The organism is Streptomyces aureus, assembly GCF_001418135.1.
Lineage (GTDB): Bacteria > Actinomycetota > Actinomycetes > Streptomycetales > Streptomycetaceae > Streptomyces > Streptomyces aureus_A.
The window spans coordinates 1-12410 of the sequence record NZ_LIPQ01000104.1 but is presented as its reverse complement, the minus strand read 5'-3'; the positions used below and the strand labels follow the sequence as shown (position 1 = coordinate 12410).

At 70.8% G+C, this 12410-nt stretch carries 3 protein-coding genes, 1 tRNA gene and 1 pseudogene; 4 read left to right on the top strand and 1 reads right to left on the bottom strand.

All coding sequences use genetic code 11. The features are described 5' to 3' along the window. Positions 1-24: 24 nt before the first annotated feature. Positions 25-100, top strand: a tRNA-Thr gene (locus AOK00_RS11090). 96 nt (positions 101-196) lie between these two features. On the opposite strand, the gene AOK00_RS11085 is transcribed toward AOK00_RS11090, so the two are convergent. Beyond that, a complete protein-coding gene (locus AOK00_RS11085; RefSeq protein ID WP_055600141.1) occupies positions 197-2842 on the bottom strand; it encodes a SpoIIE family protein phosphatase in 2646 nt (881 codons plus the stop codon). A gap of 353 nt (positions 2843-3195) precedes the next feature. On the opposite strand from AOK00_RS11085, the gene AOK00_RS11080 reads away from it, so the two are divergent. The 3 genes and pseudogenes from AOK00_RS11080 (at position 3196) to AOK00_RS11070 (ending at position 12281) form a co-directional block, all read left to right on the top strand. Then, positions 3196-8313 (top strand): HAMP domain-containing protein, encoded by a 5118-nt coding sequence (locus AOK00_RS11080; protein WP_055600140.1) that lies wholly within the window; start codon positions 3196-3198, stop codon positions 8311-8313. 328 nt (positions 8314-8641) lie between these two features. Next, a pseudogene (locus tag AOK00_RS11075) lies at positions 8642-9317 on the top strand (response regulator). 126 nt (positions 9318-9443) lie between these two features. Next, entirely contained in the window at positions 9444-12281 is a 2838-nt protein-coding gene (locus AOK00_RS11070; protein WP_055600139.1) for a DNA translocase FtsK, read from the top strand. Positions 12282-12410: the final 129 nt, after the last annotated feature.

Genomic DNA, 12410 nt, shown 5'->3' with positions numbered 1-12410 from the left:
AGAGTAGGACGCCGCCGAACACCCGCCCTTTTAGCTCAGTCGGTAGAGCGTCTCCATGGTAAGGAGAAGGTCAACGGTTCGATTCCGTTAAAGGGCTCCAATGTAAGAAGGCCCCCGCCTTGTGGCGGGGGCCTTTTTGCGTTCCCTGGAGCGGACGGACCGGCCGGCGATCCCCCGCGGGGGATCGCCGGCAGCGTCAGCGGTCGTCCGGTTCGCGGAGACGCATGGCCAGGATGGCCATGTCGTCGGATGCCGGGGCCTGGGCGAAGCGTTCCACCGCGCGGAGCACTCGGGAGGCCACCGCACCCGCCGTCAGGCCCGTACAGGTCTTGAGGACTTCGGCGAGGCCGTCGTCGCCCAGCATGCGCGTGCCCTCGCGGCGTTCCGTCACGCCGTCCGTGACGCAGAGGAGGACGTCGCCCGGGTCGAGCGTGATGGTCTCCTCGTACAGTTCGAGGTCCTCCATCACGCCGAGCAGGGGCTGGGGTTCGGCCGCGGAGGTCACCGTGCCGTCCGGGCGGAGGCGCAGGGGGAGCGGATGGCCGGCGCAGACGACCTTGAGGATCGCGGAGCCGTCCTCCTGGGGGCGCATCTCGCCGTACAGGAGCGTGAGGAAGCGGCTGCGTGCGCCCTCGTCGAGGATCGCCGCGTTCAGGCGTTCCAGGACGGCCGGGCCGCCGAAGCCCTCGCGGGCCAGCAGACGGAGGGCGTGACGGGCCAGACCGGTGACGGCGGCCGCCTCGGGGCCCGTACCGCAGACGTCGCCGATGGCGAAGCCGTAGGCGCCGTCGCGGATCGGGAAGAGGTCGTAGAAGTCGCCTCCGACCTCGTTGCCCTCGCCGGCGGCGCGGTAGATGACGTCGACCTCGACACCCGGGATGTGGGGCAGGCCGGGCGGGAGGAGGCTGCGCTGGAGGGACTGGCTGATCGCCACGCGCTCCGAGTACAGGCGGGCGTTGTCCAGGGCCAGGGCGGCCCGGCGCGAGAGGTCCTCGGCTAGCTCCAGGATCTCCTGGCGGAAGTGGTCCTCCGAGGGCCGGCCCAGGGTCAGCATGCCGATGACCCGGTTGCGGGCGACCAGCGGCAGGACGACCGTCTCGCCGGCGACCGTGCTCGCGGTGGCCAGGGTGGTGTCGATGCCGGAGGAGAGCGGGCTCGTGGGGTGGTCGAGGGCGCGGACCGAGGCGGTGAGGGCCGCGCGGTGGGCGGCGTCGCCCGGTGCGGTCCAGACGCGGGCGCCGGGGGTCGGCACCGGGTCGGGCGGGGAGATGGAGGAGAGCAGTTCCTTGAGGCCGTCGATGCGGTCCTCGTCCTCGTGGAGCACGTACGAGAGGTACGGGTCGGAGGACTGGTCGGCGATCGTGTAGACCGCGCACCAGGTGGCGAGGGTCGGGACCGTCATCTGGGCCATCAGGGCCAGGGTCTGGTCCCGGTCGAGCGTGCCCGCGAGCAGGTCGGAGGCCTCGACGAGGAAGCTGAGGGAGCCGCGGCGGAGGCGTTCCAGCTCGCCGAGGCGGGCGGATTCGACGGCCAGGGCGATGCGGTCGGCGGCGAACTGGAGGCGGAGGGCCTCTTCGTTGGAGTAGCGGTTCGCGGACTCGGCGGCCACGCCGAGGGAGCCGGTGAGCCGGCCCTCGACCTTGAGGGGCACGGTGACGACCGAGCGCATGCCGGTGCCTTCGAGGAGGGGGACGGCGCCGGGGACGGCGGCCAGGTCCTCGTGCACGGCGGGCATGCGGGCGGAGCCGTACCGGCTGGCGCCCGTCTCGACGGGGACGCGGGCGAAGCGCTGGCGGGCGGCCGGGAGGCCGGTGGTCGCCCGTACCTCGAGTTCCGTCTCGTCGTCGGTGGCGAGGAGCAGGAAGGCGGCGTCGCCGTCGAGCATGTCGCGGGCGCGCTCGACCGTGCGCTGGAGCAGGCCGTCGAGGTCGTCGGGGGCCGGGGAGCCGATGAAGACCTCGAAGGGGTCCGTGGCGCGGCTCTCGGAGCCCGGCTCGGAGGCGGGGCGCTGCGGGCTCTGGAGGATCGCGCGCTCGTGCTCGCGCACCAGGAGGCAGACGGTGGAGGGCTCGCCCTGGGCGTCGCGGACGCGGAGGTGGGCGGCGTAGACGGGGATGACGCGGCCGTCGGCGCAGCGGATGCCGTAGCTGCCCTCCCAGCGGGAGAGGCGGAGTGCCTCGGCGAGGCCGGTGCCGATGCCGGGGGTGTGGGGCCAGGCCGCCAGGTCGCCCAGGGGTTTGCCGGTGACCTGTTCGGAGGCGTAGCCGAAGAGTTCCTCGGCGTCCTCGTTCCAGGCGGAGATGGCACCGCCGCGGTCGATCTGGACGACGGCGACGCGGACGCGGCTGTCGGTGACCGGGAGGAGGGCGTCCGGGAGGACGGGGCCCGCGGAGCGGGTGCCGACCGGGCGCTGGGCGAGGTCGAGGTGGAACCAGACGTGCTTGCGGGTGGGGGTGTAGTCGACGCCCCAGCGGTGGGCGAGGGCGGCGCAGAGCAGCAGGCCGCGGCCGTTCTCGCGGTCGGGGCTGCCGAGGGTGCGGCCGCCCTGGACGGGGATCTCGCGCTCGGGGTAGCGGTCGGCGACCTCCACGCGGATGCTGTCGTCGGAGCGGAGGCAGAGGACTTCGGCGGAGGTGCCGGCGTGGATGACGGCGTTGGTGACGAGCTCGCTGGTGAGCACGACGGCGTCGTCGACGAGTTCGGGGTGTCCCCAGCCCTGGAGGGTGTCCCGGACGAAGGCGCGGGCGGCCGCGACGGACCGCCCGACGGGCTCGAAGCTGGCAGTCGCCCGCGCGGTGATCACAGCACTCCTCGTACGCGTCTCGACGCCCGGCTCTGCCATGCTCGGTCTGTCCCTCCCGCTGCCCGGTGGTCGTACGCGCACCACACCGCCCCCGCCGGGCGGACCGGGGCGGTTGGACAGTCGGAAGCCAGGTTACTTACCTTCACTGTCCGAGCGGACGCCGGTCATCGCTGAATCCGTCCCCAGGGGGTAGGGACGCTGTGCGAAGCTGCCGAACTGTTATCGCCTGGTTCGGTGGCGGTGAAACACTGGGCAGGCTACCGGCGAAAGCCGGAGCGGTACGGTCGACCCCTTTCGGGAGGGACACGGTGGAACCTGGCACGGCGGCGCGGCGCGGCGGAGGCAGCGGTACGCGCGCGAGGGGCGGGCGTTCCCGTGGGGGGACGGTGCAGGTGGACGCGGCGGCGCTGGAGCGGCTGCTGGCCGCACTGGTGTCCATGCGGGACGGAAACCTGCGCAGGCGGCTCACGGTGTCCGGCGACGGGGTCATGGCGGAGATCTCCGCCGTGTTCAACGAGGTCGCGGACCGGCAGATGCATGTGACGGGCGAGCTTTCGCGGGTCCGCCGGGTGGTGGGGCGCGAGGGCAAGCTGTCCGAGCGTCTTGAGGCGGGGGCCGGTGAGGGGGCGTGGGCGGCGGCGATCGAGGCCGCGAACGCGCTCGTCGACGATCTGGCCCGGCCGGTGTCCGAGGTGGGGCGGGTGCTCTCGGCGGTGGCCGAGGGTGATCTCGACCAGCGGATGGACCTGCGTTCGGAGGGTGCCGACGGGGCGGTCCGGCCGCTGCGCGGGGAGTTCCTGAAGGTCGCCCGTACCGCGAACAATCTCGTCGACCAGCTGTCGGTCTTCGCATCCGAGGTGACCAGGGTCGCCGTCGAGGTGGGTACGGACGGCAAGCTGGGCGGGCAGGCGCAGGTGCGTGGGGTGTCCGGTTCGTGGAAGGACCTCACGGACTCGGTCAACACGATGGCGAACCGGCTGACGGCCCAGGTGCGGGACATCGCGCTGGTGACGACCGCGGTCGCGGACGGCGACCTGTCGCAGAAGGTCACGGCGAACGTGGCCGGCGAGATGCTGGAGCTGAAGAACACGGTCAACCGGATGGTGGACCAGCTGTCGTCGTTCTCCTCCGAGGTGACCCGGGTCGCCCGTGAGGTGGGTACGGAGGGCGAGCTCGGCGGGCAGGCCGAGGTGGCCGGGGTCGCCGGCGTGTGGAAGGACCTCACGGACTCCGTCAACACGATGGCGGGCAACCTGACCAACCAGGTGCGGGGCATCGCCGAGGTCACGACGGCGGTCGCCAACGGCGATCTGTCGCAGAAGGTGCGGGTGTCGGCGCGCGGTGAGATCGCGCAGCTGGCGGACACCATCAACCAGATGACGAAGACGCTGCGGATCTTCGCCGACGAGGTGACCCGGGTGTCGGGCGAGGTCGGTGCCGAGGGTCTGCTCGGCGGTCAGGCGCAGGTGCCGGGGGCGGCGGGGACGTGGAAGGACCTCACCGACTCGGTCAACACCGTCTTCCGGAACATCACCACGCAGGTGCGTGACATCGCGCAGGTGACGACGGCGGTGGCCAACGGCGATCTGTCGCAGAAGGTCACGGTCGACGTGGCCGGCGAGATGCTGGAGCTGAAGAACACCGTCAACACGATGGTGGACCAGCTGTCGGCCTTCGGTTCCGAGGTGACCCGGGTGGCCCGGGAGGTCGGTGTCGAGGGTCTTCTCGGCGGCCAGGCCGAGGTGAAGGGCGCGGCGGGTACGTGGAAGGACCTCACCGACTCGGTGAACACGGCCTTCCGGAACCTGACCGGTCAGGTGCGTGACATCGCGCAGGTGACGACCGCGGTCGCCAACGGTGACCTGTCGCAGAAGGTCACCGTGGATGTGGCCGGCGAGATGCTGGAGCTGAAGAACACCGTCAACACGATGGTGTCGCAGCTGTCGTCGTTCGCGGACCAGGTGACGCGGATGGCGCGGGACGTGGGCACCGAGGGCCGGCTGGGTGGTCAGGCGCGGGTGGACGGTGTGTCGGGTCGCTGGCGGGAGCTCACCGACTCGGTGAACTTCATGGCCGGCAACCTGACGTCGCAGGTGCGGCAGATCGCGCAGGTGACGACGGCCGTGGCCCGCGGCGATCTGTCGCAGAAGATCGACGTGGACGCGCGCGGCGAGATCCTGGAGCTGAAGAACACCCTCAACACGATGGTGGACCAGCTCTCGAACTTCGCCGAGCAGGTGACGCGGGTGGCCCGCGAGGTGGGCACCGAGGGCATCCTGGGCGGTCAGGCCGAGGTGCAGGGAGTCTCGGGCACCTGGAAGGACCTCACCCAGTCCGTGAACTTCATGGCGAACAACCTCACCATCCAGGTGCGGAACATCGCCGAGGTCACGACGGCGGTCGCCAAGGGCGACCTGTCGAAGAAGATCACCGTCGACGCCCGGGGCGAGATCCTGGAGCTGGTGACGACCGTGAACACCATGGTCGACCAGCTGTCGAACTTCGCGGACGAGGTCACCCGGGTGGCCCGTGAGGTGGGTACGGAGGGCATCCTCGGCGGTCAGGCGCGGGTCCGGGGCGTCACCGGTACCTGGAAGGACCTGAGCGACAACGTCAACCTGATGGCCAACAACCTGACGAGTCAGGTGCGGAACATCTCCCGGGTCTCGGCAGCCGTCGCCAACGGCGATCTGACGAAGAAGGTGACGGTCGAGGCGCGCGGCGAGGTCGCCGAACTCGCCGACACCGTCAACACCATGGTGACGACCCTGTCGTCGTTCGCCGACGAGGTCACGCGCGTGGCCCGTGAGGTGGGTACGGAAGGCGAGCTGGGCGGCCAGGCGCGGGTGCCGGGTGTCTCGGGCACCTGGAAGGACCTGACCGAGTCGGTGAACTCGATGGCCTCCAACCTCACCGGTCAGGTGCGCCAGATCGCGGCCGTCACAACGGCCATCGCCAAGGGCGATCTCACCAAGAAGATCGACATCGACGCGCGCGGCGAGATCCAGGAGCTGAAGAGCACCATCAACACGATGGTCGACCAGCTGTCGAACTTCGCCGAGGAGGTCACGCGTGTGGCCCGTGAGGTGGGTACGGACGGGCAGCTCGGTGGTCAGGCCCGGGTGCGTGACGTGGACGGCACCTGGCGGGATCTGACGGAGTCCGTGAACGAGATGGCCGGGAACCTGACCCGGCAGGTGCGGGCGATCGCCGCCGTCGCCACGGCGGTGACCCGGGGCGACCTGAACCTCAAGATCGACGGTGTCGACGCGGCGGGCGAGATCCAGGCCCTCCAGGAGAACATCAACACCATGATCGCCAACCTGCGTGACACCACCCTCGCCAACGAGGAGCAGGACTGGCTGAAGGGCAACCTGGCCCGTATCTCCGGCCTCATGCAGGGCCGGCGGGACCTGGACGACGTCGCCTCGCTCATCATGAGCGAGCTGACGCCGGTGGTCTCGGCCCAGCACGGTGCCTTCTTCGTGGCGATGCCGACCGGCTCCGCCCACAGCGACGCCGAACTCGTCGGTGAGGGAGAGGGCTCGTACGAGCTGCGGATGCGCGGGAGTTACGGCTACTCCACCGGTTCCATGCCGACCTCGTTCCGGCCCGGCGAGACGCTCATCGGGACGGCGGCCGAGGAGAAGCGGACCATCCAGGTCAACGTTCCGCCCGGCTATCTGAAGATCTCCTCCGGGCTGGGGGAGGCCGCGCCGGCGCATGTGATCGTGCTGCCGGTGCTCTTCGAGGGCAAGGTCCTCGGGGTGATCGAGCTGGCCTCCTTCCAGCCGTTCACGCAGATCCAGCGGGACTTCCTCAACCAGCTCGCCGAGCTGATCGCCACCACGGTCAACACGATCAGCGTCAACACCAAGACCGAGGTGCTGCTCCAGCAGTCGCAGGAGCTCACCGAGCAGCTCAAGGAGCGTTCGGCGGAGCTGGAGCACCGGCAGAAGGAACTCCAGGGTTCCAACGCCGAACTGGAGGAGAAGGCCGAACTGCTCGCCCGGCAGAACCGCGACATCGAGGTGAAGAACACCGAGATCGAGGAGGCCCGGCAGGTCCTGGAGGAGCGGGCCGAACAGCTCGCCGTCTCCATGCGCTACAAGTCCGAGTTCCTGGCGAACATGTCGCACGAGCTGCGCACCCCTCTCAACTCGCTGCTGATCCTCGCCAAGTTGCTCGCGGACAACGCCGAGACCAACCTGACGCCGAAGCAGGTCGAGTTCGCGGAGACCATCCACGGCGCCGGTTCCGACCTGCTCCAGCTGATCAACGACATCCTCGACCTGTCGAAGGTCGAGGCGGGCAAGATGGACGTCTCGCCGACCCGGATCGCGCTCGTCCAGCTCGTCGACTACGTGGAGGCGACCTTCCGGCCGCTCACGGCGGAGAAGGGGCTCGACTTCTCGGTGCGGGTCTCGCCCGAGCTGCCGGCCACCCTCCACACCGACGAGCAGCGGCTGCTCCAGGTGCTCCGCAACCTCCTCTCCAACGCGGTGAAGTTCACCGACACGGGGGCGGTGGAGCTGGTGATCCGGCCGGCCGGGACCGATGTGCCGCAGTCGATTCGCGAGCAGCTCCTGGAGGCCGGTTCGCTGCGCGATCCGGAGGCCGATCTGATCGCCTTCTCCGTCACGGACACCGGGATCGGGATCGCCGCGAGCAAGATGCGGGTCATCTTCGAGGCGTTCAAGCAGGCCGACGGCACGACCAGCCGGAAGTACGGCGGTACGGGTCTGGGGCTCTCGATCAGCCGGGAGATCGCGCGGCTGCTCGGCGGCGAGATCTTCGCGGCGAGCGAGCCGGGCCGCGGTTCGACGTTCACGCTCTATCTGCCGCTGAGCCCGACGGAGCTGCCGCCCGGCTACGGGCAGGGGGCGGCCGACGATCCGCAGCAGGGCGCCGAGGAGGGGGCTGCCGGGGCCGTCCACCCGTTCCCGCACTTCCCGCCGCCGCCCGTACGGACGGAGGCGCGGTCCGGTGCGGGGGCGCTCTTCCGTCACCGGCGGAAGGCGGCCGCGGAGGCTTCCGGGGCGCGGACGGCGGTGCCGGGGCAGCCCGGGCAGCCGATCGCCGCCGACCGGGCGGAGCAGGAGGTGGAGGCGGAGCCGCGCCGTACCTTCAGCTTCTCCGGCGAGAAGGTGCTCATCGTCGACGACGACATCCGCAACGTCTTCGCGCTCACCAGCGTCCTGGAGCAGCACGGACTCGCGGTGCTGTACGCGGAGAACGGGCGGGAGGGCATCGAGGTCCTGGAGCAGCACGACGATGTGACGATCGTCCTGATGGACATCATGATGCCGGAGATGGACGGATACGCGACGACGACCGCGATCCGGCGCATGCCGCAGTTCGCGGGGCTGCCGATCATCGCGCTGACGGCGAAGGCGATGAAGGGCGACCGGGAGAAGGCGATCGAGTCCGGCGCGTCGGACTATGTGACCAAGCCGGTCGACCCCGATCACCTGCTGTCCGTGATGGAGCAGTGGATGCGGGGGAAGTGACCCCGGGCGGGGCCCGTGGTGCGGGGGGAGTGCCCTCCGTGCCACGGGCCCGGCGCGGGCCGCGGCCTGGCGTCCGGCCCTCGCCGACGGACTGTCGCCACGGGGGTGTGAGAGGCCGGGATACGGGGAACCTTCTGGTCTCCCACCGCGTTTCCGGTACGTGCACAGTGACATCGCGGTGACAGGGTGTGGCGACGGGCGGGGTGCGGCTACGATGACCGGCACAAGGACGGACGGCGTTAGGGAGTCGTCTTCTGGGGCGGCGCCCGGTGCTTCCCCCGGTTCGGGGAGCCGGGGAGACACGTTGCCGGGGCGAGGAGGACGGGGCATGGTGCAGAAGGCCAAGATCCTCCTGGTCGATGACCGGCCGGAGAATCTGCTGGCGCTGGAGGCCATTCTCTCCGCGCTCGATCAGACGCTGGTGCGGGCATCGTCCGGGGAGGAAGCGCTCAAGGCGCTGTTGACGGACGACTTCGCGGTCATCCTGCTCGACGTCCAGATGCCGGGTATGGACGGCTTCGAGACCGCCGCGCACATCAAGCGGCGGGAGCGGACCCGGGACATCCCGATCATCTTCCTCACCGCCATCAACCACGGCCCCCACCACACGTTCCGTGGGTACGCGGCCGGGGCGGTCGACTACATCTCGAAGCCGTTCGACCCGTGGGTGCTGCGCGCAAAGGTCTCGGTCTTCGTCGAGCTGTACATGAAGAACTGCAAGCTGCGTGAGCAGGCCGCGCTGCTGCGGCTGCAGTTGGGAGGGCGGCGGCGAGGGCGGTCACGGCAAGGAGGCCGCCGGTCTGCTCGCCGAGCTGTCGGCCCGTCTCGCGGCCGTCGAGGAGCAGGCGGAAGCGCTGTCCAAGCAGCTCGACGACGACTCCGCCGACGCGGCCGCCGTCGCCACCGCCGCGCATCTGGAGCGCAAGCTCACCGGGTTGCGCCGGGCGCTGGACGCCCTGGAGCCGGGCACCGGCGCCGCGCCGACGCTGCCGGCCCAGAGCTGACGCACCGTCACCGAGGTGTCGGGCGCCCGCTGTCCCGCGTGATGCGGCGTCAGCTTCGGGCCACGGCGGGAGCGACACGAACGGGTGAGGCGGACAGCCGGTCTTCACACCGGTAACCTCGGCATCATGGCTTCACGTACGTCCGGCAAGGGTTCCCAGGGCACGGCGGGCACCGCAAAGCCGCGCGCCGGCCGTACGGCGGGCGCCGCGAAGAAAGCGGCACCCGCGAAGTCCCCCGCCAAGCCGCCCGCCAAGAAGGCGCCGGCCAAGAAGGCCGCGGCCGCCAAGCGCGCGCCCGCGCGGAAGACCGCGGCGAAGAAGGCCCCTCCCCGGCCCGCGCCGTCCCCCACCGGGGGCGTCTACCGGCTCGTGCGTGGCGCCTGGCTCGGCCTCGCGCACGCCGTGGGCGCGATGTTCCGGGGGATAGGGCGCGGTGCCAAGGGCCTCGACCCGGCCCACCGCAAGGACGGGCTCGCACTGCTGCTCCTCGGCCTCGCGCTGATCGTCGCCGCGGGCACGTGGTCCAACCTCCGCGGCCCGGTCGGCGACCTCGTCGAGATGCTGGTCACCGGTTCCTTCGGCCGCCTCGACCTGCTCGTTCCGCTGCTCCTCGGCGCGATCGGCGTACGACTCATCCTCTTCCCGGAGAAGCCCGAGGCCAACGGCCGGATCAGCATCGGCCTCTCCGCCCTCGTCATCGGCGTCCTCGGCCAGGTCCACATCGCCTGCGGTTCACCCGGCCGCGGCGACGGCAGCGAAGCCATGCAGGACGCCGGCGGCCTCATCGGCTGGGCCGCGTCCCAGCCGCTCGTCTTCATGATGGGCGAGGTCCTCGCCGTCCCCATGCTCGTCCTGCTCACGGTCTTCGGACTGCTCGTCGTCACCGCCACCCCGGTCAACGCGATCCCGCAGCGGCTGCGTGCCCTCGGCGCCAGGCTCGGAATCGTCGAGCCCGCCTACGACCCCGTGGACGACCGCCCCGAGGGCCATGCAATCCCTTCCGGGGAGTACGACGAGTACGACGAGGAATGGCGTGAGGCCCGGCCGCAGCCCCGCACCGCCCGGTCCGCGCGACGCCGCGGTCCCGTGGATCCCTACGACGTGGACCGGGCCGAGGCCGAGATGCTCGACCGGCGCAGCCGGCCGGCCCGCCGCCCCTCCTCGGAGCCCGCCTTCGACCACGGCCTGGACCCGGTGGACGTCGCCGCGGCCGCCGCCGCCGCGCTCGACGGCGCGGTGCTCAACGGCATGCCGCCCTCCCCGATCGTCGCCGACCTGACCAGGGACGTCACCGCCGACCGCAAGGCCGCCGTGGACGCCGCCGCGAAGGCCGCGGCCGAGGCGTCGGAAACGGCGGCCCCGGCCGCTCCCGTGCCGCCGGCCCGTGGCGGGAACCAGCGGCCCGGCGGAGGCGTACCGGATCTGACCAAGCCGGCGCCCGAGCCGACCGATCTGCCGTCCCGGGCCGAGCAGCTCCAGCTGTCCGGCGACATCACGTACTCCCTGCCCTCGCTCGACCTCCTGGAGCGGGGCGGGCCCGGCAAGACGCGCAGCGCCGCCAACGACGCCGTGGTGGACTCGCTCTCCAACGTCTTCACCGAGTTCAAGGTCGACGCCGCCGTCACCGGCTTCACCCGGGGTCCGACGGTCACGCGGTACGAGGTCGAGCTCGGCCCCGCGGTGAAGGTCGAGAAGATCACGGCCCTGACCAAGAACATCGCGTACGCCGTGGCCTCCCCGGACGTACGGATCATCTCGCCGATCCCCGGCAAGTCCGCGGTCGGCATCGAGATCCCCAACAGCGACCGGGAGATGGTCAACCTCGGCGACGTCCTGCGGCTCGCCGCCGCGGCCGAGGACGACCACCCGATGCTCGTGGCGCTCGGCAAGAACGTCGAGGGCGGCTACGAGATGGCCAACCTGGCGAAGATGCCGCACGTCCTGGTCGCCGGTGCCACCGGCTCCGGAAAGTCCTCCTGCATCAACTGCCTGATCACTTCGATCATGATAAGGGCGACCCCCGAGGACGTCCGGATGGTCCTCGTCGACCCCAAGCGCGTCGAGCTCACCGCCTACGAGGGCATCCCGCACCTCATCACCCCGATCATCACCAACCCCAAGCGGGCCGCCGAGGCCCTCCAGTGGGTGGTGAAGGAGATGGACCTCCGCTACGACGATCTGGCGGCCTTCGGCTACCGGCACATCGACGACTTCAACCAGGCGATCCGGGAGGGCAAGATCAAGCTGCCCGAGGGCAGCGAGCGGGAGCTCAACCCGTACCCGTACCTGCTCGTCATCGTCGACGAGCTCGCCGACCTGATGATGGTGGCGCCCCGGGACGTCGAGGACTCGATCGTCCGCATCACGCAGCTCGCGCGAGCCGCCGGCATCCATCTCGTGCTCGCCACCCAGCGGCCGTCCGTCGACGTCGTCACCGGCCTCATCAAGGCCAACGTGCCCTCCCGGCTCGCCTTCGCGACCTCCTCGCTCGCCGACAGCCGGGTCATCCTCGACCAGCCGGGCGCCGAGAAGCTCATCGGAAAGGGTGACGGACTGTTCCTGCCGATGGGTGCCAACAAGCCCGTCCGCATGCAGGGTGCCTTCGTCACCGAGCACGAGGTCGCGGCCGTCGTGCAGCACTGCAAGGACCAGATGACCCCGGTCTTCCGGGAGGACGTCACCGTCGGGACCCGGCAGAAGAAGGAGATCGACGAGGACATCGGCGACGACCTCGATCTGCTGTGCCAGGCCGCCGAACTGGTCGTCTCCACGCAGTTCGGCTCCACCTCCATGCTCCAGCGGAAGCTGCGCGTCGGCTTCGCGAAGGCCGGGCGGCTGATGGACCTCATGGAGTCGCGGAACATCGTCGGGCCGAGCGAGGGCTCCAAGGCGCGCGACGTGCTGGTCAAGCCCGACGAGTTGGACGCGGTGCTGGACGTGATCCGGGGGCAGTCGGGGGAGTAGCCGGGGCCGGGCCGGAGTGTGGGGTCCCGGTCGGAGCGCGGGTCCCGGTCGGAGCGGGGCGAGGTCCGGCCGGCGTACGCGGCGGGGGAGGGGGTACGCGATCGAGACCGGGCCGAGACTCACTCGTAA

Excerpts from the sequence above, each read along its gene's own strand:
- AOK00_RS11085 (WP_055600141.1), bottom strand. The coding sequence starts at position 2,842 with ATGGCAGAGCCGGGCGTCGAGACGCGTACGAGGAGTGCTGTGATCACC.
- AOK00_RS11070 (WP_055600139.1), top strand. The coding sequence starts at position 9,444 with ATGGCTTCACGTACGTCCGGCAAGGGTTCCCAGGGCACGGCGGGCACC.